This is a genomic window from Nocardia sp. NBC_00403 (assembly GCF_036046055.1).
Lineage (GTDB): Bacteria > Actinomycetota > Actinomycetes > Mycobacteriales > Mycobacteriaceae > Nocardia.
Genome location: NZ_CP107939.1, coordinates 1,393,507 through 1,417,919, shown reverse-complemented (window position 1 = coordinate 1,417,919; position 24,413 = coordinate 1,393,507). Strand labels below are relative to the sequence as shown.

The window sequence follows — 24,413 nt, the reverse complement described above, 5'->3', positions numbered from 1 at the left end:
CCGGCAGGATGGGTCGGGTGCGTGCAATCAACCTGAACGGTTTCGGCGGGCCCGAGGTGATGGAGTGGACGCCAACTCCCGACCCGGCGCCGGGGCACGGTGAGGTGCTGATCGAGGTGGCCGCGGCCGGTGTCAATCGCGCGGATCTGTTACAACGCCAGGGTTTCTATCCGCCACCGCCCGGGGCGAGCGAGATCGTCGGTTTGGAAGTCTCCGGTGTGATCGCGGAGCTCGGCGACGGTGTGCACGACTGGCAGGTCGGCGATCGCGTGTGCGCGCTGCTGTCCGGCGGCGGTTACGCCGAACGGGTCGTGGTGGCGGCGACGCAGGTGCTTGCGGTGCCCGACGGACTGGATCTCGGTGCGGCGGCCGGATTGCCGGAGGTAGCCGCGACGGTGTGGTCGAACCTCGTCACGACGGCGGGCCTGCACGCGGGCCAGCTGGTGCTCATCCACGGCGGTGGCAGTGGAATCGGCACCCACGCCATCCAGCTGGCGGTGACCCGAGGGGCGCGGGTCGCGGTGACCGCGGGGTCGCAGCAGAAGCTGGAGCGCTGCAAGGAGCTCGGTGCGAGCGTGCTGATCAACTATCGCGACGACGACTTCGTCGCGCGGATCCGCGCCGAGGCGTCCGGCGCGGACGGCCCCGGCGCCGACATCATCCTCGACAACATGGGCGCCGCCTACCTGCCGCGCAATGTAGAGGCACTCGCCCAGCACGGCCACCTGGTCGTCATCGGTATGCAGGGCGGCGTCAGCGGCGAACTGAATCTCGCTGCGCTGCTCGGCAAATGGGGCAGCATCCACGCGAACAACGTGCGCAACAGACCCGCCACCGGCAACCACAGCAAGGCCACGATCATCGCCGACCTGAACCGCCAGGTCTGGCCGCTGATCGCCGACGGCACCATTGTGCCGGTCATCCATGCGGAGATCCCGATCGAGGACGCCCCCGAGGCCCACCGGATGCTCGATTCCGGCGAGACCTTCGGAAAAGTGATCCTGCGCGTCCGCGAGATCTGACCACCGTGCCGCAGTCCGGCCGGGTCGGCCGGATCGGCGACCCGTCGGGTAGCGACGCCGACGGAGTCTGTCGGACTCAGCGGCTCACCGCGGTCTCCTGTTCGACACGAGACAGCTTCGCAGGATTGCGCACGGCGTAGAGCCCGGTGATGAGGCCCTCGTCGATGCGCACCGCCACGACGGTGTCGATCTCGCCGTTGAGCCGGAGAATCAGCGCCGGGTTGCCATTGACCTGCGCCGGCTGCAGCGACGCCGTGGCAGCGATCCTGCCCAGCACGGCGGCCACGCTGCCTGCCCCCACGACGGGCGACAACGCGGCCTGCACGACGCCGCCACCATCACCCAGCAGGACGACGTCCGGCGCGAGCAGGTCGAGCAGGCTCTGCAGATCGCCTGTTTCGATCGCTCGTCGAAACGCTTCGAGTGCGTCTCGGGTCTCGGCCGGGGAGACAACCCCGCGCGGCCGGCGCGCGGCAACGTGCGCCCGCGCCCGGTGGGCGATCTGGCGGACCGCGGCCGACGTCTTGTCGACGGCTTCCGCGATCTCGTCGTACTCCAGATCGAACACCTCTCGCAGCACGAACACTGCCCGCTCGGTCGGCGCGAGCGTCTCCAGCACCAGCAGCATCGCCATCGAGACGCTGTCGGCCAACTCGACGTCCTCGGCCACGTCGGGCGCGGTCAGCAGCGGCTCGGGCAACCAGGGACCGACGTAGGACTCTTTGCGACGGCCGAGCGTACGCAGCCGGCTCAGCGCCTGGCGGGTGGTGATCCGAACCAGGTAGGCACGCTGCTCCCGCACCGCATCCAGATCGACGTCCGCCCATTTCATCCAGGTCTCCTGTAGGACGTCCTCCGCGTCGGCGGCCGAGCCGAGCATCTCGTAGGCGACGGTGAACAGCAGGTTGCGGTGGGTGACGAACGCCTCGGTGGCGGAGTCCATGCGCTCGCTCATCGGCGGCTCCTGTCTGTGCGCTCTCGACTGTGTCGGGCACAAGACGCCGGTACCCACCGTTTTGTGACACCCGCGATCGGTGGCCCACATCACATGGCCGCGCTGTCACGGGGATCGGGTCGTCGGCATCTTGTGTTCGTTCGGTACGCAACACCACCAGTGAGGACGAAATCATGGACGCCCGATTCAACATGCTCGACAACCCGACCGGCGCGAAGTTCGGCAAGCGGTTCGCCAACGCCAGCCTGGTGATCGAACAGTCGACGCTGCCGAAGGCCACGCAGGAGCTGGTGTCGCTGCGCGCCAGCCAGATCAACGGCTGCGGTTTCTGCGTCGACCTCCACACCAAGGAGGCCGCGGCCGCCGGTGAAACCGCAGTCCGGCTCAACCTGGTCGCCGTCTGGCGCAAGGCCAGCGTGTTCACCGAGGCCGAGCGGGCCGCGCTGGCGCTCGCCGAGGAGGGTACCCGGCTCGCCGACACCCAGCACGGCGTGTCCGACGAGACCTGGGCCCAGGTGCGCAAGCACTACGACGATGACCAGATCGCCGCGCTGGTCTGCCTGGTCGCCCAGATCAACGCGGCCAACCGGCTCGGCGTGATCGTGCGCAACCAAGGGGGTTCCTACCAGCCAGGCATGTTCGCCGGCATGGCGAACTGATCGGCAGACGAATCCCGGCCCGGCCCAGGATCATTCGATCCGGGCCGGGCATGTCCGGCGCGAGCGAGGTGCGACTTCGGTCGGCGGCGCCGGACCGCACCAGTGGCGCCGCGCTCACGTATGCGCAGGTTGTCGGGATGCGGCAGCCATTATGGTGCGCAACAACTTTCAGTACTTCTGGGAAGCAGACGTCGCAATAACCACGGGCGCGGGCGCCACTCGGTCCACCCCGGTCACTCCAGGGCGGCGAGCGCCCTGCCGAGTTGGTCGATCTCGAATTTGGTGGTGTACGGAGCGAGGCCGACAGTCACCGCACCACCTTCATCGTTGACACCGAGCGCGTCCAGCAGACGGCTGCCGCCGTGCACGCCGCTGAGGGTGCCGATCCGGTTGTCGGCCAGCTTGGCGGCGACCTTCTCGGCCTGCATACCGGCGAGAGTGAAGCTGACGGTCGGTATGCGGGTGGAGGCGCGGCCGATGACGGTCAGGTTGGGGATCTTGTCGAGCACGTCCATCAAGTGCTCGAAGAGGTGATCGTGGTAGTCCTGCAGCGAGGTGATCGACATCTCCAGGCGCTCGCGGCGGGTGCCGGTGGCCCGCTCGTCGAGCCCGGCGAGGAAGTCGATCGAGGTGGTGAGCCCGGCGAGCAGGGCGTACTGGTGGCCACCCACCTCGAGCCGCTCGGCGCCCTTCGCATACGGATTCAACGACATCGACGGGATCCGGTCCAGGAACGCGGGATCACGGAAGACCAGCGCGCCGATCTGCGGGCCACCCCAAGCCGGGGCGCTGAGCGCGACGACGTCGGCATTGAGTTCGTCGATATCGATGAGCGCGTACGGTGACGCACCGAAGGCGTCGGCAACGAGTAGACCGCCCACCTCGTGTACACGGTCCGCGGCGACCCGGACCGCGGGCGCGGACCCGACGATCGGTGATGCCGCAGTGAGCGCGACGAGCCGGGCGGTCGGCCCGATCAGTTCCTCGAACTGCCACGAAGGCATCTCGCAAGTCTCGATCTCGACCTCGGCCCAGCGCACATGTGCGCCGTAGCGGTTCGCGATCCGCAGCCACGGCGCGACATTGGCCTCGTCGTCCAAACGCGACAGCACAATCCCGGTGCCCAGCCCGAGGCGCGAACTCAGCGACTCCGCCAACCAGGCCAGCAGCACCGCCCGATCCGGTCCGAGCACCACACCTGCGGGATCGCCGCCGACCAGGTCCGCAACGGCCTCACGGGCCGCGTCCAAGATCGCGGCGCTGCGCACCGCGGCGCCATTGCGTCCGATATGCGAAAACGACGAGGTGCGGAAACCTGTTGAGACGGCACGAGATACCGAATCCGGGATCAGCATGCCCGCTTGCGGGTCGAGATGGATCCAGCCGTCGCCCAGGGACGGTATCAGGCCCCGAACCCTCGCGACGTCGTATGTCATGTTGGCCACTCTAAGGGCAGCGGGCGGGGCTGTGTAACCGCGTTCCCTCTCGAGGGGAAAGACACCGACAAGCACGAACGCAACGACCTGGGACTCAGCATGGCAACCGACTTTCAGCAAATCCGAACCACACGACCCGAACAGAATAGAACGCCGGCACACCGCCGCGGCACGGACTCCGGCGACCTCGACCGCCCGCCTTAGCGTGTTCGCGGCGAACGCGACATGATAGGGATCATGACGCAATCGGATGAGGCACCGGAATCCATCGTCGTGATCGGACCTGATGGCCGACCGCTGGCCGCCCCTGCGGAGGCCGGATCGGACTCGCCCTTCACCGCGCAGGTTGTCACCGACAGCGACAAGAAATCCGATGCGTCGGATGACAACGACGACACCGGCGAATCGCTCGCCGACATGGTCGAGCAGCCCGCGAAGGTCATGCGCATCGGCACCATGATCAAACAGCTGCTGGAAGAGGTGCGCGCCGCACCACTGGACGATGCGAGCCGCACCCGGCTGCGCGAGATCCACAAATCCTCGGTCCGCGAGCTGGAACAGGGCCTCGCCCCCGAACTGCGCGACGAGCTGGAGCGGCTCACGCTGCCGTTCACCGACGACGCCATCCCCACCGACGCCGAACTGCGCATCGCCCAGGCGCAGCTGGTCGGCTGGTTGGAGGGGCTGTTCCACGGCATCCAGACCGCATTGTTCGCGCAGCAGATGGCGGCGCGTGCCCAGCTGGAACAGATGCGTCAGGGCGCGCTGCCACCCGGCATCCATGCGCTCGACCCGCGGGGTGGCGCACCGGGCCAGACCACCGGCGGAACCGGACAGTATCTGTAGACCCCGTGTGGCCACGCGGGCCGACCGGAATTTACGAGGGTAGGCTCGGGCACCGTGCCCGCCGCTGCCGCTCGCCCCGACTCGGTTTCCGCTGTCGACCCGGGGCGTACTGAAGAGAGCCAAGTGCGTTCAGATACCAGCCAAGCACTTTCCGACGAGCCTTCCGCAGAGACCTCGACGGAAGACGCGAAGAAGAAGTCAGCGAATGAGACTCCGGTGACCCCCGACGAGCAGCCGACCACATCGGCAGACGACGCTCCCGCAGTGGAGTCCGTCGCGGTCGAGACACCGATCGTGTCGGATTCGCAGACCTTCCAGCGCGCCTTCAAGGATTTCCGCGGTGGCTTTTCGCAGCGCGAACTATGGCTGTCGCTCGGCTGGCAGGACATCAAGCAGCGCTACCGGCGCTCGGTGCTCGGGCCGTTCTGGATCACCATCGCGACCGGCGTGCAGGCCGCGGCGATCGGCCTGCTGTACGCGGCGCTGCTCGATCAGCCGATCAAGGACTACCTGCCCTATGTGGCCGTCGGCATCATCGTCTGGAACGTGATCAACGCGAGCATCCTCGAGGGCTCCGATGTGTTCATCGCCAACGAGGGACTGATCAAACAGCTGCCCTCGGCGCTGAGCGTGCATGTCTATCGCCTGGTGTGGCGGCAACTGCTGTTCTTCGCGCACAACATGCTGATTTATCTGGTTGTGCTGGTCGCATTCGGTGTCTGGGAGAAACTGCACTGGACCGCGATATTCGCCATCCCCGCCCTCGTGTTGCTGTTCCTCAACGCGATGTGGGTGTCGATCGTGTTCGGCATCTTCAGCACTCGCTACCGCGATATCGCGCCGATCCTCGGCAGCCTCACGCTGATGCTGTTCGTGCTGACTCCGGTCATGTGGAATACGAAAAGCCTGGAGGCCCAGGGCGGCCAGGTCAGCGAGCGCGCGAAACTGGCCGAAATCGTCCCGACGTTCCATTACCTGGAAATCGTCCGTGCGCCGTTGCTCGGCGACGATCAGCATCTGTATCACTGGGTGATCGTCGGCTCCATCACCGTGATCGGCTGGATCGTGGCGATCTTCGCGATGAAGCAGTTCCGTTCACGCGTGCCGTACTGGGTTTAGGAGGGGCTCGATGACCGACCATGTGAGTATCGAAACCCGGCAGGCGTGGGTCGAGTTCCCGATTTTCGACGCCAAATCGCGGTCGCTGAAGAAGGCGTTCCTCGGTAAGGCGGGCGGCGCGATCGGACGCAATCAGTCCGATGTCGTGGTCGTCGAGGCGTTGCGCGACATCACGCTTTCGCTGAAAGAAGGCGACCGGATCGGCCTTGTCGGGCACAACGGCGCAGGCAAGTCGACGCTGCTGCGGTTGCTTTCGGGAATCTACGAGCCCTCGCGCGGCAGTGCGCGCATCTGTGGCCGGGTGGCGCCGGTGTTCGATCTCGGCGTCGGCATGGACCCGGAGATTTCCGGCTACGAGAACATCATCATCCGCGGCCTATTCCTCGGGCAGACGCGCAAGCAGATGCTGTCCAAGATCGATGAGATCGCCGATTTCACCGAACTCGGCGAGTATCTGTCCATGCCGCTGCGCACCTATTCGACGGGTATGCGGGTTCGCCTTGCCATGGGCGTTGTCACCTCGATCGACCCGGAAATCCTGCTGCTGGACGAGGGCATCGGCGCGGTGGACGCCGAATTCATGAAGAAAGCCCGTATCCGGTTGCAGTCATTGGTGGCCAGGTCCGGCATCCTGGTGTTCGCCAGCCATTCCAATGAATTCCTCGCGCAACTCTGCGATACCGCCATGTGGATCGACCATGGGCAGATCCGTTTGCGCGGCGGTATAGAAGAAGTTGTGCGCGCGTACGAAGGACCGGAGGCGGGAAACCACGTCGCCACCGTGCTGCGCGAAATGGAAGCCGAGCGGACAATGGGCACCGAACGAGAACTGGAGCGGAACAAGGCATGAGCGAGCGCAGCGAGCGAATCGTGTGCCAGCGCGCATCGCGCATGCCGGGGCCGAGCGTCAGCGAGGCGGAGGCATGATCGAATCGACTGGGCAGGAGCCCCCGATCGTCACCGGGGGGCAGTCCCCGGTCGATACGCCGCAGGACACCTCCGAGACGGTAGCCGCGGCCGATGCCTCGGTCGACGCGGCGGCACCGAAGGTCGACGCAACCGCGAGTGATTCGGCGCCGGCGACCGCTCCCGCCGACCTCACCCCGACCGGTACCGGCCCCGACGCCAGGATCATCGCGGTCGTGGTCACACACAAGCGGCGTGAGCTGCTCGCGGAATCGCTGAAGGTCGTCACCTCCCAGTCGCGGCCGGTGGACCACCTGATCGTGATCGATAACGGCAACGAGCCCGAGGTCGCCGAACTGGTCCGGCAGCAGCCGATCGAATCGACCTACCTGGGGTCGGCGCACAACCTCGGTGGCGCGGGCGGTTTCGCGCTCGGCATGCTGCACGCGCTCACCCAGGGCGCGGACTGGGTGTGGCTCGCCGACGACGACGGCAGGCCCGAGGGCCCCGAGGTGCTGTCCATTCTGCTGGATTGTGCTGCCCGGCACGGTCTTTCCGAGGTCTCGCCGGTGGTCTGCGATATCGACGAACCGGATCGGCTCGCCTTCCCGCTGCGCCGCGGCGTGGTGTGGCGGCGGCTGCGCTCCGAGCTAGGCGACGAGGACTTCCTGCCCGGTATCGCCTCCCTGTTCAACGGCGCCCTCATCTCCGCCAAGGCGGTCGACGTGATCGGTGTGCCCGATCTGCGCCTTTTCGTCCGCGGCGACGAGGTCGAGGTGCACCGCCGCCTGGTCCGCTCCGGCCTGCCCTTCGGCACCTGCCTACAAACGGCCTACCTACACCCCAATGGCGCCGCCGAATTCAAGCCGATCCTCGGCGGCCGCATGCACACCCAGTACCCCGATGATCCGGTGAAGCGCTACTTCACCTACCGCAACCGTGGCTACCTGATGGCCCAGCCCGGTATGCGAAAGCTGCTCCCCCAGGAATGGATCCGCTTCTCCTGGTTCTTCCTCGTCACCCGCCGCGACCCCGCCGGCCTGCGCGAATGGTTCCAGCTACGCAGCCTCGGCCGCAACGAGCAGTTCGGCAAGCCGGACAAAAGCTGACCTCGTCGCACCCGAGCGCCGCAAGCCATCCCCGCCGAACCGCGCGCGCTTCGGCGCGGGAAAAAAATAGGTTGCGCAGGGTTGGGCGCAGCTGTCAGTGTGTTGAGGAACTTCGAGGAGATAGGTGAGGAGGTGGGCCGCGTGACTACCAAGCTTCGGATTGTCATGCCCGGGCGAGCCGCGCGACTGCGTGCCGCCGGACGGACCTCCACCTCTCACTCCACTCACTGAGCCCGGGTCGGGCTCGGTGCTCGACGAAGGATTCCTTCCATCATGGTCGATTACGACCTGCTTGTCCCTTACGGCTGGACCGAAGCCGTAGCTACTGAATACGAGGCGCTCATCACCGATGGATGCGTGCCTGCGCGGGTGATTCGAATGGACCGCAGCGAATGCGATGTCGCGACGCCCGCGGGGCCGGCCCGGGCTCGGTGTCCGCGATCGGATTCCGAGATCAGCGGCCTGTGCACGGGCGACTGGGTGAGCATCGATGCCGAGTCGGCGGTACGGCAACTGCTGCCGCGACGGTCGGCGATCACGCGATCGGCGGTGTCGGGACGGTCGCAGGGGCAGGTGCTCGCCACGAATGTCGACACCGTGCTGATCTGCACCGCGGCCGACGGAGATGTCGATCTCGGACGCATCGAGCGGATGCTCGCGCTGACCTGGGAAAGTAATGCACAGCCGATTGTGCTGCTCACCAAAGTGGATGCGGCGCTGGATATTCCGCTCGACGAGGTGCGCGCCGCCGCACCGGGCGCTGCCGTGCTCGCGGTCAGTGCCAGCAGTGGGTTCGGGCTGGATGTGCTCACCGCGATGCTCGACGGAACCGTCGCGTTGATCGGCCCTTCCGGCGCAGGCAAATCGACGCTCGCCAATGCCCTGCTCGGTCGAGAAGCGTTCGCCACCAATGCTGTTCGCGCGGCCGACAAGAAGGGCAGGCACACCACAGTGCACCGGGAGCTGCAACCGCTGCCCGGTGGCGGCACGCTGATCGATACGCCCGGATTGCGCGGCATCGGGTTGTGGGATGCGGCCGAGGGCATCGAAAAGACCTTCAGCGATCTGGAATCCATTGCCGAGCAATGCCGTTTCGGCGATTGTGCGCACCACGGCGAACCGGGCTGCGCGGTACAGGAGGCCATCGATAACGGCGCGCTGACCCAGCGCCGGGTCGACAGCTATCGCAAACTGGCCCGCGAGAACGCCTGGATGGCCGCCCGCACCGACAAACGCCTGCAAGCCGAGCGGGAGCGAGTCTGGCGCAACGTCACCAAGCAGCACCGGAGGACTTACCAGGAGCGGAACTCTCGGCGGCGCTGAACTGGCCGAATCACGGTAGGGTCGGCTCGCATTAATCGATAACTGGGAGGGTTGAATGAGTTACCCCGGCGGGTATCCGCCTCAGGGCCAGCAGCCCGGGCAATGGCCTGGGCAGCCCGCATACGGCCAGCCCGCACCGCAGTATGGTGCGCCGCAACAATACGGTGCACCGCCGCAGTACGCGCCGGATCAGCAACACCCGAGCCAACCGCAGATCCCGCAACCTGCCTACGGCCAACCGCAGCCTGCGTACGGTCAGCCGCAAGCTCCGCAGTTCGGGCAACAGGCCGCACCATACGGGCAGCCGTACGGACAGCCCGCACCGCAGTTCGCGCAGCAGGCGCCCTACGGCGCACCGCCCGCGCCGCCTGCACCGCCCGGAATCACCATCGATGCGTCGTACTCGGGATTCGCCTTCCTGCTGGCATTGACCAAGCCGAAGATCCTGGTCAATGGTCAGCGGGTGCCGAACACGCGCTGGGGACAGAATCACATCCCCGTCGGGCCGGGCCAGTACCACGTCAAGGTCACCACCCCGTGGCTGTTCGACATGGGCCCCGCCAATGTGACAGTGCCGATCGCCGAGGGGCAGGGCACACGGTTCTATTACCGCGCGCCGGTGGTCATCTTCCTCAACGGCGCGATCGGTCAGGTGCCGCAGAAGACGCCGGGCATGGTGTTCCTCTACGTCACCTGGGGACTGGCCGCACTGATCATGTTGCTCAACATCGTCATGATCGCGAGCATCTGACGCCTCTGGTGAAGTCGAGGGCATCGGAACATCGCGGTTCCGATGCCCTCTCTTCGACCACCCTATGCAACTGGTTGCATAGGGGCAGGGTTTACCCTTAACGTGCAAAGCGCGGAAGGCCGCGGGGCGCCACCTGCGGCATAGACGACAGGAGCAGGTCATGACGGAACCGGGATCGAAGCCGCTCGCAGGCAAGACGATGATCATGTCGGGCGGCAGCCGCGGCATCGGTCTGGAAATCGCCAAACGGGCCGCGGCCGACGGCGCGAACATCACCCTCATCGCCAAGACCGACCAGCCGCATCCCAAACTTCCCGGCACCATCCACACCGCGGCGGCCGAGCTGGAGGCCGCGGGCGGTCAGGTGCTGCCGTTCGTCGGCGACGTGCGGATCGACGAGTCGGTGGCCGAGGCCGTGCGCCAGACGGTCGAGCGCTTCGGCGGCATCGACCTGGTGGTCAACAACGCCTCGGCGATCGACCTTTCCCCCACCGACGCCATCTCGATGAAGAAGTACGACCTCATGCAGGACATCAACTGCCGCGGCAGTTTCCTGCTCTCCAAGCTCAGCATTCCGGCGCTGCGCGAGTCGGCGGCGGCGGGCCGCAACCCGCACATCCTCACCCTCTCGCCGCCGCTGAACCTCGACCCCAAGTGGGCGGGCATGGCGCTGGGCTACACCATCGCCAAGTACGGAATGTCGCTGACCACACTGGGGTTGGCCGAGGAGCTCAAGGGCGACGGCATCGGGGTCAACTCGCTGTGGCCGCGCACGACCATCGCTACTGCCGCGGTGCAGAACCTGCTCGGCGGCGAAGAAATGATCGCCACCTCCCGCACCCCCGACATCTATGCCGACGCCGCCTACCTGGTCCTCACCGCACCGTCCAAGGAGACCAGCGGAAACTTCTTCCTCGACGACGAAGTCCTTGCCGCCCACGGCATTACCGATCTGGACAAGTACCGTGTCGTCCCCGGCGACGGCGAACTGACCACCGACCTGTTCCTCTGAAGCACACTCCCGAGGTACACCCGGCGCTCGGCCTCTGTTCGAGGTCGGGCGCCGCGTCGTGAAACTACTGTTGCGCAGCGGGTTTATCGGCGACCGAAGCGCCGATGCCCGGACCCATCGGCGACTGCGCCGACGCGCCCCGGTGAACCGGACGAGCCGCACCCGCGATGGCGGGTACGGCTCGTCACTCGTTGTACGGCGACCTACTCGGACTCGATGCCGTAGAGGCGTTCCCAGTTCGCGCGGCTGGTGAGCTCCGGGACCGCGGCGCGGTACTGCTGCTGCAAGGCGGGCAGTTCACGGCGCAGGCGGCGCAGGGTGCGCAGGGTGCGCAGCAGCAGAGCGCGGGCCCTTGCCTTGTCGCGACGGCGGATTCGGACGCCGGACTGGGAGGCATCGGTGACGACGACATGGTCGAACAGTGCGACGTGCCACCAGTGCGCGTCCTCGCGGGTGATGCCGATCAAGCCGTGCTGGGTACGGCCGGTCCACTGGCCGATGGCGCGCTTGATCAGCACAGCAGTCACGCGGCTCGGTTCGCCGCCCGCCCTGCGCAGCTGGATATCCCCGGAGCGCACCGGTGGGGTCGCGGCCGCGTGTTTGGCCGTCTCCGGATAGTCGCCGCGGGCGGCGCGGGCGGCGGCCAGCGCCTCGATTCCGCCGTCGCGCAACACCTTCGGGCCCTCGAGGAAGTCCTCGATGCCCTGCAGGGTGGTGTGCACCAGACCGTATTGCATGGCAACCAGATGTTCGGCCAGGCTGCGGAACAGCTGGCGGCTGATGGCCTTCGCGTCGAGATCGGCGTGCAGCGAACCGACGACGAGCGAGTTACGGGTGCTGAAGTAACGCGCCCAGTCGTCGTAGTCCTTCCAATAGAAGTCGGCGTGCCACACCGCGGCATTCGGCAGGGTGACCGTCACGAACCCGTTCTCGCGGGCCCGAACGCCGTATTCGACGTCGTCCCACTGGAAGAAGATCGGGATCGGCAGACCGATCTTGGCCACGACCTCCGCCGGGATGAGGCAGGTCCACCAGGCGTTGTAGCCCGCATCGACGCGCCGCTCCTGGTTGCGCTTGAGCATGCTGGTGTTGCGCAATGCCTTCGGCACCTTCTGCCCGTGCTTGAGCTCGTGCAGGTGCACCTCTTCGGCGCCGACATTGAGGTAGTCGGGGTTCAGCAGAAACAGCATCTGGGCACCGACCAGCGTCGGCTCCACTGTCATATTGGCGAAGGCATTGAGCCGCAGCACCGTTTCCGGCTCGCACAGGATGTCGTCGTCCATCAGGATCACATCGGCGTGCTCGTTCACCGCGGACACCTCGTAGAGGCCACGGGTGAAGCCACCCGCACCGCCGAGATTGGGCTGCCGGATGTAGCGCAGTTTGTCGCCGAAGACCGGCAGGGTGTTCTGGAACACCGGACGGTTCTCCACCAGATCGGTGCCCTGGTCGACCACGTACACCGCGTCGATCGCGGCGAGCACGGTTGCGTCCGAGGCCAGCGCGGCCACCGTTTCGGCGCAATCCGCGGCCCGGTTGAAGGTGCAGATCGCGATCGCCACCGGCCGCACATGGTCGGGTGCGACCGAGGTCCAGGTGAGTTCGGTGATCCCGAGGTCGCCGCCGATGGCATCGAACTCGAGCCACAACGCACCACCATCGACGTATTGGTCCAGCGGCGCTGTCAGTGTCAGCGGGCCGGCCGCGGTGATCTCGGCGGTCTCGATGATCCGTCGGTGCCCGGCGATATCAGAGGCGACCACCCGGACCCTTGCCTTCGCGGCCACGTCGAGCACCATCGTCGCCCGCACCTCGGTGACGGTGGTCCAGCGCTGCCAGTAGCTGGCGGCGAACCGACCGAAGTAGGTGTTGGTGTGGGCGGTCGCGCCCTTTTCCAGTCGTAACGCCAGTCGCTCCCGATGCGCGCGACCCTTCACGACGGCATACAGCTCGTCGCTGACCTTCGCCGATGGTCCGGTGAAGATGCCGCGCTGCAGCAGCAGCCGATCGGGCGCCCGATGGTCGGCGCGCAGCGAGGCGGGCGCTTCAGCAGCCGAAGGTCGATCGTTCGTTTCGGTAACGGCTTGGGTAGCCGACTGATCCATGAAGTCCTCGAAATCCTCGGTGTCGATTGGCGGCGCTCCCGGGTGCTCGCTCGGGGTGCCGACGGGACAGACAGCCCCTGGATGCCGTTCGCGGCGGGTGCGAGGATATCAACCGACCTCGGCCCGCGCCTGTTCAGCAGCCATGGTGCCGCGACTACTTCTGTTGCTCGGCATTCGCCGGGCCACCGACAAAGACGAATTTGTCGTAGGCCCAATAACGAAAAACCACCGCGACGATCTGCCCGATCAGCGTGCCGGAAATATTGTCCGACAGCGGCGTCGACAGGTCGAGCACGTAGCGGGAAAAACCGAGACAGCCCAGCTGCAAGCCGATGGCCACCACGTTGAACACGGCGTAGAGCAGATATTCGCGGCCAGGGTTGTCAGTGTTCTTGTGCGCGAACGTCCACCACTTGTTGCCGAAGTAGGTGACCACGGTAGCTACGGCGATCGCGATGATCTTGGCGGGCAACGGAGAGTGGTACAGAATTCCCTCACCGCCCCAGAACACGAGCAGGTTGTAGGTGCCCGCATCGACAAGGAACCCGATCGCGCCGACCACGAGGAACGCCCCGCCGCGCCGCAGGGCGCCGATCACTTTCGCGGCAAGCGGCTGCGCGGCCGGCACCGGTGGCACGGAGTCGGACCGCTCGGGTACTGACACGGGCTGCTCGGGGTAGGACACCGGGCGACGGTACCCCAGCCGGTGCCGACCACGCCTGCGCTGCGACCGGCGCAGCGCCATAACCGGACGCCTCCGACCGCACGCATTAGGCTCGGTGAACCGAGCGCACGCAACCCTTACCGGGTACGCGCTGCGCCACACTGCCCTGTACCCTCCCGGTGTTCCCATTCACACCGCCGACCTCGAGGATTGACCCGGGTGGACTCCACCGAGCTTCGTATAGCCGCCGTGGTCCCGTGCCACAACGAAGAGGCTTCGGTCGCCAAGGTCGTCGCCGACCTCCAGGCTGCCGTGCCGGGAATTGTCGTCTATGTGTACGACAACCTGAGTACCGACGCGACCGCCGAGCGAGCCCGCGCGGCCGGGGCGATCGTGCGCGCCGAGCACACCAAGGGCAAGGGCAATGTGGTGCGGCGGGCCTTCGCCGACATCGAGGCCGATGTGTATCTGATGATCGATGGCGACGACACCTATGAGGCGTCGGCCGCACCGCTGATGATCAAGACACTGCTCGACGGCCCCTACGACCATGTGCTCGGCGTCCGCAAACAGGAAGTCGAGGGTGCCTCGGCGTACCGCTCGGGTCACGAGACCGGCAACAAGGTGCTCAACGGTGTTGTCGGAAAGGTGTTCGGCGAGAACGTCGAAGACATGCTCAGCGGCTTCCGGGTGTTCTCGCGCCGCTTCGTGAAGAGCTTCCCCGCGGTGTCGCGGGAATTCGAGATCGAGACCGAGCTGACGGTGCATTCGCTGCATCTGCGGGTGCCGCAGACCGCCGTCCCCGTCGGCTTCCGCGATCGGCCCGCGGGCAGCGAAAGCAAGCTGCGCACCTATCACGACGGCTTCAAGATTCTGGCGCTGATCATCGGCCTTGCCAGGCATGAACGCCCAGTCGCGTTCTACGGCTTGTTCGGCACCCTGAGCTTCCTGGTCTCGATCATCTTGACCATCCCGATAGTGGTCGAGTTCTACAACACCCACGAGGTGCCGCGCTTCCCGACACTGTTCCTCGGCTTCACGCTGCTGCTGCTCGGCAGCCTGGCCTGGACCGCGGGCCTGATCCTGGACGGCATCCGCCGCTCACGGCACGAGGCGTCCCGGCTGGTCTACCTGCGCTACTCGGCCGTCAGCGCCGATGACCCGCACCCGAACGGACATGGTGGTGACGCGAACGGTGGAGCCGACCGTTGACCACTTCGGCCGACCGAACCACGACCGACGACCAAGAGTCGACACCTGCGGATAACGCGACTCCAGCCGATAGCGCGCCGGGTCGGGCACCCATCCTCGACCAGTCCTCGAGCTCGGACGACGGTGCCGCACAACCGAAGTCGCCCGACGCTGCCGAATCGGCGGGCATAACGGGTAACGCGGTCCGCCGAACAGCGCAGCGCATTGTCGCCCGCTTCGGCGCGGCGACCGTCGCCTTCACCCTCCTGGCCACCGTCTTCGGCGCATTGTTCGCCGTGGTGACCCCACCCTTCTGGGGCCATGACGAGATCACCCAGTTCGGCAGGGCCTATCAGGTCGCCCACGGCGGCTTCCTGCCCGAGCGGATCAAGGACGATCGCGGCGTCGCCTACGGCGGTAACGTGCCGACCAGCATCACCGCCGTGATGGGCTATGCGATGCACGACTACACAACCAACCCGGAAGAGCCGGACCCGATGGTCGCCGATCCCGGCGACTACGACCGGCTCGGCGGCGCGGAAGTCTCCTCGGCCACCGAACCGGTCTGGTTCACCAATACCGCCGCCTACTCGCCGGTGCCGTATATCCCGGCCGCCGTCGGCATTCGACTTTCCGAGCTGTTCGGCCTCGACGTCGGCGGCATGGTGCTGCTCACCCGGCTCGCCGGACTTTTCGTCTACCTGACCGTTGTCGGATTCGGCCTGTGGGCGCTGCGCAGGCATCGGGTGCAATGGCTGGCGTTCACCGTCGCCGCGCTGCCGATCGCGGTGTTCCAGTCGGGCACGGTCACCGCCGACACATTGACCAACGCGCTGGCCATCATGGTGTCCGCGCTGCTGGTCAAAGCGCTGTTCCTCGGCGACCGGCTCGGGCGGGTGGAAACGGCGGCGCTGCTGACCGCGACCATCCTGCTGCCGATCAGCAAGCCGACATATGTGCTGCTCGCGATGCTCATCGTGGTGGTGCCGGTGCATCGGTTCGGATTCTCCCGCGTCGCGCCCGGCGCATCGTGGGCCGAGTCCGGTTGGCAGCGCTGGATCCCTTGGGGATTCGCCGCCGCCGGTGGTCTTGTCTTCGCGGCCTGGATGAAAGTCGCCGCGCCGACCGGGGACGGCATGGGCCTGATGCGCCCACCGCACCAGTGGAATTCGGTCAAGCCCGGCGAGCAGTTGCACGGCATCCTCGCCGATCCCCTGCATTTCGTGAATACCTTCGGCGAGAGCATCGCGCTGCGGGACCAGCGGTGGTTCAGCCAGTTCTTCGGTGAACTCGGCTTCGCCTACATCGACGTGCCCGCCGTGTCGATGCTGGCCTGCCTGCTCGCCTTCGCGGTGAGCGTCGGCATCGCGGAGCGGATGAACCCGGCCACCGCGACGTTCCGGCGCGCCCTGATCGTCGCGCTCACCCTGGCTGCGAGCGTCGCGATGATCTACGTGACGCTCTACATGTCCTTCACGCCGGTCGGCTACTACATCATCGACGGCGTGCAGGGCCGCTACTTCGTCCCGCTGGCGATCATCGGGCTCACCGTGCTGCTGCGGTGGATGCCGTTGCGCCTCACCGACTCCGAGGGCAAGACGCCGACGCGGGGCCCGGCGATCACCGTCATCGCGGCCACTGCGTTCGCACTCATCGCCGCGCTGTGGAAGTACTACTCCATTGTCTGGGGCTGATCTTGATAGTCGCCGGACCATCGGTCGCGAATTGTGATCTTGAATTTGCCGAACACTCACTCAGATCACAATTGACACATCACTACGTGAGATAAGTTGTGATGTCCGTCTCGAGATGGCCCGCGAACCCTCCGTGGTCGACTCTGGCACCGAACATGAAAACCGCTGACAGGTAGCACTTTTCAGACACCAAAGAGGCCACTCGGTCCGACAGGTGAACGGGGCCTTAATAAACAATCACGTTTGATTCACCACGAATTAGCTGACCTCGATTCTTATTACGGAGTCCACTCCGAACAATGTGCATCGAGGATTCAAATGCTGATGAGGAAATTTGCCGCCACGTCGGCACTGCTGATCGCCGCGATCGGCGTGACCGCCGGCACTGTCAACGCCGCACCCGCCGACGAGGCACCGGTCAACTTCACCGCGAACGCCACCGACACCTCGACCATCGTCACGACCGATGCCGGCGCCATGACCATCGAAGACGGCGTCTTCAAGATCAAGGCGACCAACGGAACGGTGCTGGCGGGAACGCCGCTGTCGTTCCGGGTGGACGACTTCGAGTTCCCGATCGCCGCCGCGATTTCGGGCCGCACCGCGACTCTCACCCCGCAGATGGACATGGCACACGCCGCGTACAAGCCGGTCGCGCTGCCCTTCGAGGACAAGGCTCCCTGGAAGAGCGAATACGACCGTGAGCAGGCCGCCTTCAATCGCATGAAGGACACCATCGCCATGGGCGCCACCATCGGCACCCTGGTCGGCGGCCTCGGTGGCGCGGCTGTCGGTTGCGTGCTCGGCGGCGTGCTGAGCGGCGCGGTTGTCGGTGGCACCATCGTCGGCCTGTTCGGTCCGTTCCTGCCCGCCGCCGCCGTCGGCTGCATCGCGGGTGTCGCCCTGGTCGGCGCCGTCGGCGCTGTCGCAGGCCAGATCTTCATCACCGCCCCGGTCGCCGTCGGTGCGGCGATCCAGTACTTCACCACCATCAACCAGCCGTTCAACGCGCCCGCCAAGTAACGCGCCTTCGAACACACGAAACCCGCCCGGCGAATACGCCGAGCGGGTTTCGCGTGTCAGGTCAGTGTGCCGAACTGATCTCGGTCTCGCCCGCGGCGGCGTAGGCGCGCTCGGTCAGCGCCTTGTGCGGGCGCCACCACGATTCGTTGTCGCGGTACCACTGGATGGTCACGGCAAGCCCCGCGCGGAAGTCGGAGTAGCGCGGGGTCCAGCCGAGTTCGGACCGCAGCAACGACGCGTCGATCGCATAACGCTGGTCGTGACCGGCGCGGTCGGTGACGTGGTCGAAATCGTCGGGGTCGCGGTCGAATGCCTCCAGGATCATCCGCACCACCGACTTGTTGTCGAGTTCGCCGTCGGCGCCGATCAGATAGGTCTGGCCGGTCCGGCCGCGTTCGAGGATGTCCCACACCGCCCGGTTGTGGTCGTCCACATGGATCCAGTCGCGCACCTGATGTCCGGCGCCGTAGAGCCGCGGGCGGACACCGTCGATGAGATTGGTGATCTGGCGCGGGATGAACTTCTCCACATGCTGATAGGGCCCATAGTTGTTGCTGCAGTTGGAGATCGTCGACCGGACACCGAACGAACGGGTCCAGGCACGCACCAGCAGGTCACTGGAGGCCTTGGTCGCCGAGTAGGGGCTCGACGGGTTGTAGGCGGTGTTCTCGTCGAAGGCGGCGGCCTCCGGGGTGAGGTCGCCGTAGACCTCGTCGGTGGAAACATGGTGGTAGCGCACCTCATGCCTGCGCACCGCCTGCAGCAGCGAGTAGGTGCCGACGATGTTGGTCTGCACGAACGGCCACGGGTCGGCGAGGGAGTTGTCGTTGTGCGATTCGGCCGCGAAATGGACGACGGCGTCGACACCGCTGACGAGCTCGTCGACCAGGTCCAGATCGGCAATATCGCCGTGCACGAAGTCGATTCGGTCGGCCACCGGCGCGAGCGAGGCCCTGCTGCCCGCGTATGTCAGGGCGTCGAGGACGGTTACCGTCGTGTCGGGGCGCTCGGCCACGGTCTGTCGAACGAAATTCGCACCGATGAATCCGGCACCGCCGGTTACGAGCAATCGCACTCCACGACACTACGTCCACCGGTGGGCCCGCCGGCCGCCGAGGCCCTTCGCAGCGCTGGGAGGCCTTTGCGCAGTGTGACTTCAGTCTCACTATCTGGCGAAAGAGTGAGGCGACCCGTTTGATTCTCCGCAGAAATCCCTAGTCGACGCACTTATTTCCAAGACCCCACCAAGCCTCGGGTCTCAATGGTGAACAAAATTTGAATAAAAGGTCACAACCGGTTCACCACTCGTTAGCTGATCTAGATTTCGATCGTCTAGTCCCCTCCGAACGCTTCACACTGAGGTCTAAAACAAATGCTGATGAGGAAATTCGCCGCTACGTCGGCCCTGCTGATTGCCGCCATGGGCGTCACCGCAGGTACCGTCAACGCGGATCCGGCGGCCCCGGCTGCCGACGCTCCGATCAACTTCACCGCCAAGGCCACCGAAACACAGTCGATCGTGACGACCGATGCCGGATCGATCGTTGTCGAAGATGATGCACTGAAGATCAAGGCCGCCAACGGCACCGTGGTCGCAGGAACCCCGCTGAAGTTCCGCGTCGATGAGTTCGAGTTCCCGATCGCCGCCGAAATCTCCGGCCGCACCGCGACTCTCACCCCGCAGATGGACATGGAGCACGCCACCTACAAGCCGGTCGCGCTGCCCTTCGAGGACAAGGCCCCCTGGAAGTCCGAATACGACCGTGAGGTGGCCGCCTTCAACCGCTTGAAGGACACCATCGCCATGGGCGCCACCATCGGCACCCTGGTCGGCGGCCTCGGTGGCGCGGCCATCGGCTGCGTGCTCGGCGGCGTGCTGAGCGGCGCGGTTGTCGGTGGCACCATCGTCGGCCTGTTCGGTCCGTTCCTGCCCGCCGCCGCTGTCGGCTGCATCGCGGGTATCGCCCTGGTCGGTGCGGTCGGCACCGTGCTGGGCCAGATCTTCATCACCGCCCCCGTGGCGATCGGTGCGGTGATCCAGTACTTCACCACGATCAACCAGCCGTTCGTCCCGGCCAAGTAGAACCGGCTTCGCACAACCTGATGCAGGCAACCCCGCCCGGCACTCGCCGTGGCGGGGTTGCCTGCATTTGCCATACGGGTCCGCGGCACTGAACGACCCGAAGGCCGATCAGGTGAACGAATGATGAATTGCTCAGGGACAGCAGCTGACAGTTTGCGATCCAGGTGCCGTCGACGCCGAATCAATTCGGAATGGATGAACAAGCAATTGTCGATGCGGAAGGTGTTGCGACAGGCGCCACCTGGCAATGTGAACCCCGCCCCGGAAATTCCGAGGCGGGGTTCGACTCGTCCGGCCGACCGTGATCAGGCCGTCCGAGCCTGCTCCGGCCGCTCGAGGCGAGCGCGCACAAATCGGGAGACCCTGGCCAACGCCGCCCGGCCCTCGGGGAGGTTGGGGAAGATGCTCATGAACGCGTGCACTTGGCCACGCCACAGCTCGAGCGAGTTCGGCACGCCCGCCGCGGTGAGCCGCTGCGCCATCAGTTCGCAGTCGTAGCGCAGTATTTCGTCCTCGGCCGCGATCAACAGCACCGGTGGCAGGCCGGCCAACGCACCGTTGACCGGCGAGAGCATCGGATCGAGCCTGCGGTCGACCTCAGCCCCGATCCGCACCACAGCGGCGAGCGCGGACAGCGGGATATACGGATCGCGCGCCGTATTGATGTAGTCACGCTTGGCCGCGTAGTCCAGATCGAGCAGTGGGCTCAGTCCGATCAGGCCGGCCGGGCTCGGCAGCCCGAGCTCGATCGCGCGCAGCGCCGTGGCGAAGGTCAGGTAGCCGCCCGCCGAATCGCCCGCGAAGACGATCCGCGCCGGGTCCGCCCCGTGTTGCAGCAGCCAGCGGTAGGCGCTCATGCAGTCGTCGATCGATTGGGTGATGCTCTGTGCGGGCAGCTGGCGGTAGTCGACATTCACCACCGGCAGTCCGGTGCGCCTGGCCAGACTGGCCGCGACGGGACGGTGCGTGCGCAGTCCACACACCGCGAATCCGCCGCCGTGCATGTACAGCACCGCGCCGTGACGCAGCGCGCGGGAGCCGCCGGACGGACGGATGACCTCGAGCCGGAAACCGTTCAGCTCCACCTGCTCCCGGTCCACGCCGCGTGGCTCCGGGCGCAACCGCGCGAGGGTGTCGATCGCGGCCGCGCCGATGGGAATGGTCGCGCGGGTGATGGGCGCGACTCGCAACACCGGCCGCACCACCCCGAGGCACGTCGCCAACAACATTCGGGAGTGCGCGCTCTGGCCATCCGGATTCATCACAACACCGGGCTCGCCGATTCTGCTCGCTGACATCGCGCACCTACCTCACAACTGGCACGCCGAGCCCGACCGGAGGTTGTCGCGGGCGAGTTGTCGACGCTGACATCTCACACATTGATATTTCAGAAAATCACGTTAACGTGACCTACGCAACAACAATCGCCCGGCGCGCCCGGGCACCAAACGTTTGTGATCAATTTGTGGGCGAGTCGGAACCTCCCCGACTCCGGGCCAGGCGAAACTGGCAGACTCCTTCCCATGCGCGGAATCATCTTGGCGGGCGGCACCGGTTCCCGGCTGCACCCCATCACGCGCGGGGTGAGCAAGCAGCTGGTCCCGGTCTACGACAAACCGATGATCTACTACCCACTGTCCACGCTGATGCTCGCGGGCATCACCGACATCCTGGTGATCACCACCCCGGAGGACGCCGAGGCCTTCGGCAGGCTGCTCGGCGACGGCAGCCAATTCGGCATCGCCATCGACTACGTCGTCCAGCAGGAGCCCGACGGCCTCGCCAAGGCCTTCGTGCTCGGCGCGAGCCACATCGGCGCCGACAGCGCGGCACTGGTGCTCGGCGACAACATCTTCCACGGTCCCGGCCTCGGCACCAGCCTGAACCGTTTCGCGGAGGTCGACGGCGGCGCGGTGTTCGCCTACTGGGTGTCGGACCCGACCGCCTACGGCGTCGTCGAATTCACCGAAGGTCGCGCGGTATCGATCGAGGAGAAGCCGAAGACGCCGCGGTCCAACTACGCCATCCCCGGGCTGTACTTCTATGACAACGACGTGGTCGAGATCGCGCGTGGGCTGCGCCCTTCTGCGCGCGGTGAATACGAGATCACCGACATCAACCGGGCCTACCTGGAACAGGATCGGCTCCAGGTCGACGTATTGGCCCGCGGCACCGCATGGTTGGACACCGGCACCTTCGACTCACTGCTGGACGCCGCCAACTACGTCCGCACCATCGAACAGCGGCAGGGCCTGAAAATCGGTGTGCCGGAAGAGGTCGCGTGGCGGATGGGCTTCATCGACGATGACCAGCTGCGCACGGCGGCGGAGCCGTTGGTCCGTTCGGGCTACGGCAGCTATCTGCTCGACCTGCTCGAGCGCGGACGGGACTGGTGAGCATGGAGTTCCGTGAACTCGCCGTGCCCGGCGCCTGGGTGATCACCCCGCGCCAGTTCGGTGACGACCGTGGCATGTTCCTCGAATCGTTCAAGGCCTCCGAATTCGAGAAGTTGACCGGGCGGGCGTTCGACCTGCGACAGGTCAATTGCTCGGTCTCCGCCGCCGGCGTGCTGCGCGGTATCCACTACACCGAAGACCCACCGGGTCAGGCAAAATACGTGACCTGCGTGCGCGGTGCGTTCCTCGACGTGGTCGTCGACCTGCGCCCGGGCTCCCCCACCTACGGACATTGGGACAGCGTGGTCCTCGACGACGTCGACCGGCGCTCGATGTTCCTTTCCGAGGGCCTCGGCCACGCGATCCTGTCACTGGAGGATCACTCCACTGTCACCTATCTCTGCTCGCTGGAGTACAGCCCCGAATTCGACAGGGATATCGATGCTTTCGATCCGCAGCTCGGCATCGACTGGCCTACGGTCGGCCGCGACGGCAAGCCACTGAGCTACGTCCGCTCCCCTAAAGACACGGTGGCACCGCCTTTTTCGTAATCCGACGGCAACAGCCGAACGCCACCACCGCAGCGGGTGGTGGCGTTCGGCGCTATTCGGCCGCAGCTGGGTCAGCCGACGAGTTCGAGCTCCGGCTCCGGCTCGGTGGCCGGCTTGCGCCGCTTGGGCAGGAAGGCGAGCAGCGCGACAAGGGCGCCGACCACGGTGACGCCTGCGGCGAACTCCAGTCCGGGGCGGTAGGCGTCGAGCACTGCCGACGGCGAGGTGTCGGTGTGCGCACCGGAGGAGATGATCGCCGTGGTGACGGCGAGGACGATCGCCGCGCCGACTTGCATGGAGGTCTGCAGCACGCCGGCCGCCAGACCCTGTTCCTCGTCCTCGATACCGTTGGTCGCCTGAATGTTGATGGCGGGGAAGCCGACCCAGCCGATACCGATCAGCAGCACCGCGGGCAGCAGCATCGTCCAGTAGGACGGTGCGGTGTCCAGCCGCAGGAACAGCAGGTAGCCGATGGCCATCACCACCATGGTGACCGCGATGATCGGCCCGGTGCCGAACCGGTCGACCAGCTTGTCGGAGAAGAACGCCGACCCCACCACGAGTAGGCCGACCGGCAGCAGCGCCATCGCCAGCTTCAGCGGCGACCAGCCGAGCGAGTCCTGCATGTACAGCGTCACGATGAACTGCCAGCTGAAGTAGGACCCCGCCACCGCGATGATCGCGAGGCTGGCCCGCACCAGCGACGACTTCTTCAGGATGCCGAGCCGGACCAGCGGGTACGCGACCCGCTTCTCCACCACGACGAAACCGGCGAAAAGCACCACGACCGCGATGAACGAACCGATGGTGCGCACCGATCCCCAGCCCGCTTCCGGCGCGGTGACCACGGTGTAGACCAGCAGCAGCATGCCCGCGGTGGACAACAGCGCGCCGAGGATGTCGTGACCGCCCTCTTCGGCGGCCTCGTCCTTGGGCACCAGCAGGTAGGCGGCGACCAGCGCGGCGAGCGCGATCGGCACCGGAAGCAGGAAGGTCCAGCGCCAGCCGACACCGGTCATCAGCCCGCCGAACAGCAGGCCGGAGGAGTAGCCACCCGCGCCGAACACGGTGTAGATGGACAGCGCCTTGTTGCGCGCCGGGCCCTCGGCGAAGTTCGTGGTGATGATGGAAAGGCCGGTCGGCGCGGTGAAGGCGGCGGCAAGGCCCTTGACGAAGCGGGTCAGAATCAGCAGCGGGCCCGAGGTGACCAGGCCGCCTGCCAGTGAGGCGATCGCGAAGACCGCGAGCGCGATCAGGAAGACTTTGCGCCGCCCGAGCAGGTCGGCGGTGCGTCCGCCCAGCAGCAGCAGGCCGCCGTATCCGAGCACGTAGCCGCTGATCAGCCACTGCAGGGTGGTGGTGGACAGATCGAGTTCGGCGCCGATGGACGGCAGCGCGACTCCGATCATCGAAACGTCGAGACCATCGAGGAACAACACAATGCAGAGAGTGATCAGCATGCCCCAGACACGGAGGGACCAACTGATCGAATCGGTCGCCTGGGCGGCCGGTCGGGTTGCCGCAGAAGTCATGCGAGGTACGTTACATGCGTACACATTAAATGCCAA

At 66.2% G+C, this 24,413-nt stretch carries 22 protein-coding genes; 15 read left to right on the top strand and 7 right to left on the bottom strand.

The genetic code is table 11. The features are described 5' to 3' along the window. Positions 1–17: 17 nt before the first annotated feature. Positions 18–1,022, top strand: a complete 1,005-nt coding sequence (locus OHQ90_RS06010) for an NAD(P)H-quinone oxidoreductase (protein WP_328408098.1) — start codon at positions 18–20, stop codon at positions 1,020–1,022. A gap of 76 nt (positions 1,023–1,098) precedes the next feature. Here OHQ90_RS06010 and OHQ90_RS06005 read toward each other — a convergent pair whose 3' ends face one another. Further along, positions 1,099–1,977, bottom strand: coding sequence for an RNA polymerase sigma-70 factor (locus OHQ90_RS06005; protein ID WP_328408096.1), 879 nt, complete (start codon positions 1,975–1,977; stop codon positions 1,099–1,101). Positions 1,978–2,150: 173 nt separating this feature from the next. Between OHQ90_RS06005 and OHQ90_RS06000 the strand changes: the two genes are divergently transcribed. Next, a complete protein-coding gene (locus OHQ90_RS06000; protein ID WP_328408094.1) occupies positions 2,151–2,636 on the top strand; it encodes a carboxymuconolactone decarboxylase family protein in 486 nt (161 codons plus the stop codon). A 233-nt stretch (positions 2,637–2,869) separates the two neighbouring features. Here OHQ90_RS06000 and OHQ90_RS05995 read toward each other — a convergent pair whose 3' ends face one another. Further along, positions 2,870–4,072 carry a cysteine desulfurase-like protein gene (locus OHQ90_RS05995; RefSeq protein ID WP_328408092.1) on the bottom strand — a complete coding sequence of 401 codons (1,203 nt, stop codon included), beginning with the start codon at positions 4,070–4,072 and terminating at the stop codon, positions 2,870–2,872. 237 nt (positions 4,073–4,309) lie between these two features. On the opposite strand from OHQ90_RS05995, the gene OHQ90_RS05990 reads away from it, so the two are divergent. The 7 genes from OHQ90_RS05990 (at position 4,310) to OHQ90_RS05960 (ending at position 11,138) form a co-directional block, all read left to right on the top strand. Next, entirely contained in the window at positions 4,310–4,918 is a 609-nt protein-coding gene (locus tag OHQ90_RS05990) for a bacterial proteasome activator family protein (protein ID WP_328408090.1), read from the top strand. A gap of 264 nt (positions 4,919–5,182) precedes the next feature. After that, positions 5,183–6,037, top strand: coding sequence for a galactan export ABC transporter permease subunit Wzm/RfbD (gene wzm, locus OHQ90_RS05985; RefSeq protein ID WP_328412598.1), 855 nt, complete (start codon positions 5,183–5,185; stop codon positions 6,035–6,037). Positions 6,038–6,047: 10 nt separating this feature from the next. After that, positions 6,048–6,887 carry a galactan export ABC transporter ATP-binding subunit Wzt/RfbE gene (wzt, locus tag OHQ90_RS05980; RefSeq protein ID WP_328408089.1) on the top strand — a complete coding sequence of 280 codons (840 nt, stop codon included), beginning with the start codon at positions 6,048–6,050 and terminating at the stop codon, positions 6,885–6,887. 73 nt (positions 6,888–6,960) lie between these two features. Beyond that, positions 6,961–8,052, top strand: coding sequence for a galactofuranosyltransferase GlfT1 (gene glfT1, locus OHQ90_RS05975; RefSeq protein ID WP_328408087.1), 1,092 nt, complete (start codon positions 6,961–6,963; stop codon positions 8,050–8,052). Between the two features lie 273 nt (positions 8,053–8,325). Further along, positions 8,326–9,375, top strand: coding sequence for a ribosome small subunit-dependent GTPase A (gene rsgA / locus OHQ90_RS05970; RefSeq protein WP_328408085.1), 1,050 nt, complete (start codon positions 8,326–8,328; stop codon positions 9,373–9,375). A gap of 55 nt (positions 9,376–9,430) precedes the next feature. Beyond that, a complete protein-coding gene (locus OHQ90_RS05965; protein ID WP_328408083.1) occupies positions 9,431–10,126 on the top strand; it encodes a hypothetical protein in 696 nt (231 codons plus the stop codon). 160 nt (positions 10,127–10,286) lie between these two features. After that, on the top strand, positions 10,287–11,138 hold the full coding sequence (locus OHQ90_RS05960) for an SDR family oxidoreductase (RefSeq protein WP_328408081.1): 852 nt from the start codon (positions 10,287–10,289) through the stop codon (positions 11,136–11,138). 203 nt (positions 11,139–11,341) lie between these two features. Here OHQ90_RS05960 and OHQ90_RS05955 read toward each other — a convergent pair whose 3' ends face one another. Further along, positions 11,342–13,243, bottom strand: coding sequence for a glycosyltransferase (locus OHQ90_RS05955; protein ID WP_328408079.1), 1,902 nt, complete (start codon positions 13,241–13,243; stop codon positions 11,342–11,344). Between the two features lie 154 nt (positions 13,244–13,397). Next, positions 13,398–13,928 carry a GtrA family protein gene (locus OHQ90_RS05950; RefSeq protein ID WP_328408078.1) on the bottom strand — a complete coding sequence of 177 codons (531 nt, stop codon included), beginning with the start codon at positions 13,926–13,928 and terminating at the stop codon, positions 13,398–13,400. 198 nt (positions 13,929–14,126) lie between these two features. Here OHQ90_RS05950 and OHQ90_RS05945 point away from each other — a divergent pair, with 198 nt between their 5' ends. The 3 genes from OHQ90_RS05945 to OHQ90_RS05935 all read left to right on the top strand — a co-directional run bounded on the left by OHQ90_RS05945 (position 14,127) and on the right by OHQ90_RS05935 (position 17,815). Further along, positions 14,127–15,119: a glycosyltransferase gene (locus OHQ90_RS05945; RefSeq protein ID WP_328408076.1), complete on the top strand. Its 993-nt coding sequence runs from the start codon at positions 14,127–14,129 to the stop codon at positions 15,117–15,119. Beyond that, the gene (locus OHQ90_RS05940; protein WP_328408074.1) at positions 15,116–16,792 is read left to right on the top strand and encodes a DUF2142 domain-containing protein; all 1,677 of its coding nucleotides are present in this window, start codon (positions 15,116–15,118) and stop codon (positions 16,790–16,792) included. The genes OHQ90_RS05945 and OHQ90_RS05940 overlap by 4 nt, the downstream gene beginning before the upstream one ends. A gap of 318 nt (positions 16,793–17,110) precedes the next feature. Then, complete coding sequence (locus OHQ90_RS05935) at positions 17,111–17,815, top strand: hypothetical protein (RefSeq protein WP_328408072.1); 705 nt, start codon at positions 17,111–17,113, stop codon at positions 17,813–17,815. Positions 17,816–17,876: 61 nt separating this feature from the next. Here OHQ90_RS05935 and rfbB read toward each other — a convergent pair whose 3' ends face one another. Further along, on the bottom strand, positions 17,877–18,890 hold the full coding sequence (gene rfbB / locus OHQ90_RS05930; protein WP_328408070.1) for a dTDP-glucose 4,6-dehydratase: 1,014 nt from the start codon (positions 18,888–18,890) through the stop codon (positions 17,877–17,879). Between the two features lie 297 nt (positions 18,891–19,187). On the opposite strand from rfbB, the gene OHQ90_RS05925 reads away from it, so the two are divergent. After that, on the top strand, positions 19,188–19,898 hold the full coding sequence (locus OHQ90_RS05925) for a hypothetical protein (protein ID WP_328408068.1): 711 nt from the start codon (positions 19,188–19,190) through the stop codon (positions 19,896–19,898). Positions 19,899–20,203: 305 nt separating this feature from the next. On the opposite strand, the gene OHQ90_RS05920 is transcribed toward OHQ90_RS05925, so the two are convergent. Continuing rightward, complete coding sequence (locus tag OHQ90_RS05920) at positions 20,204–21,196, bottom strand: alpha/beta hydrolase (RefSeq protein ID WP_328408066.1); 993 nt, start codon at positions 21,194–21,196, stop codon at positions 20,204–20,206. A 225-nt stretch (positions 21,197–21,421) separates the two neighbouring features. Here OHQ90_RS05920 and rfbA point away from each other — a divergent pair, with 225 nt between their 5' ends. After that, complete coding sequence (gene rfbA / locus OHQ90_RS05915) at positions 21,422–22,294, top strand: glucose-1-phosphate thymidylyltransferase RfbA (protein ID WP_328408064.1); 873 nt, start codon at positions 21,422–21,424, stop codon at positions 22,292–22,294. Positions 22,295–22,296: 2 nt separating this feature from the next. Further along, complete coding sequence (locus OHQ90_RS05910) at positions 22,297–22,845, top strand: dTDP-4-dehydrorhamnose 3,5-epimerase family protein (protein ID WP_328412596.1); 549 nt, start codon at positions 22,297–22,299, stop codon at positions 22,843–22,845. 71 nt (positions 22,846–22,916) lie between these two features. Here OHQ90_RS05910 and OHQ90_RS05905 read toward each other — a convergent pair whose 3' ends face one another. Continuing rightward, complete coding sequence (locus OHQ90_RS05905) at positions 22,917–24,377, bottom strand: MFS transporter (protein WP_328408062.1); 1,461 nt, start codon at positions 24,375–24,377, stop codon at positions 22,917–22,919. Positions 24,378–24,413 lie beyond the last annotated feature (36 nt).

Excerpts from the sequence above, each read along its gene's own strand:
- OHQ90_RS06005 (WP_328408096.1), bottom strand. The coding sequence starts at position 1,977 with ATGAGCGAGCGCATGGACTCCGCCACCGAGGCGTTCGTCACCCACCGC.
- OHQ90_RS06000 (WP_328408094.1), top strand. The coding sequence starts at position 2,151 with ATGGACGCCCGATTCAACATGCTCGACAACCCGACCGGCGCGAAGTTC.
- OHQ90_RS05995 (WP_328408092.1), bottom strand. The coding sequence starts at position 4,072 with ATGACATACGACGTCGCGAGGGTTCGGGGCCTGATACCGTCCCTGGGC.
- OHQ90_RS05990 (WP_328408090.1), top strand. The coding sequence starts at position 4,310 with ATGACGCAATCGGATGAGGCACCGGAATCCATCGTCGTGATCGGACCT.
- wzt (WP_328408089.1), top strand. The coding sequence starts at position 6,048 with ATGACCGACCATGTGAGTATCGAAACCCGGCAGGCGTGGGTCGAGTTC.
- glfT1 (WP_328408087.1), top strand. The coding sequence starts at position 6,961 with ATGATCGAATCGACTGGGCAGGAGCCCCCGATCGTCACCGGGGGGCAG.
- rsgA (WP_328408085.1), top strand. The coding sequence starts at position 8,326 with ATGGTCGATTACGACCTGCTTGTCCCTTACGGCTGGACCGAAGCCGTA.
- OHQ90_RS05965 (WP_328408083.1), top strand. The coding sequence starts at position 9,431 with ATGAGTTACCCCGGCGGGTATCCGCCTCAGGGCCAGCAGCCCGGGCAA.
- OHQ90_RS05960 (WP_328408081.1), top strand. The coding sequence starts at position 10,287 with ATGACGGAACCGGGATCGAAGCCGCTCGCAGGCAAGACGATGATCATG.
- OHQ90_RS05955 (WP_328408079.1), bottom strand. The coding sequence starts at position 13,243 with ATGGATCAGTCGGCTACCCAAGCCGTTACCGAAACGAACGATCGACCT.
- OHQ90_RS05935 (WP_328408072.1), top strand. The coding sequence starts at position 17,111 with ATGCTGATGAGGAAATTTGCCGCCACGTCGGCACTGCTGATCGCCGCG.
- OHQ90_RS05925 (WP_328408068.1), top strand. The coding sequence starts at position 19,188 with ATGCTGATGAGGAAATTCGCCGCTACGTCGGCCCTGCTGATTGCCGCC.
- OHQ90_RS05920 (WP_328408066.1), bottom strand. The coding sequence starts at position 21,196 with ATGTCAGCGAGCAGAATCGGCGAGCCCGGTGTTGTGATGAATCCGGAT.
- rfbA (WP_328408064.1), top strand. The coding sequence starts at position 21,422 with ATGCGCGGAATCATCTTGGCGGGCGGCACCGGTTCCCGGCTGCACCCC.
- OHQ90_RS05910 (WP_328412596.1), top strand. The coding sequence starts at position 22,297 with ATGGAGTTCCGTGAACTCGCCGTGCCCGGCGCCTGGGTGATCACCCCG.
- OHQ90_RS05905 (WP_328408062.1), bottom strand. The coding sequence starts at position 24,377 with ATGACTTCTGCGGCAACCCGACCGGCCGCCCAGGCGACCGATTCGATC.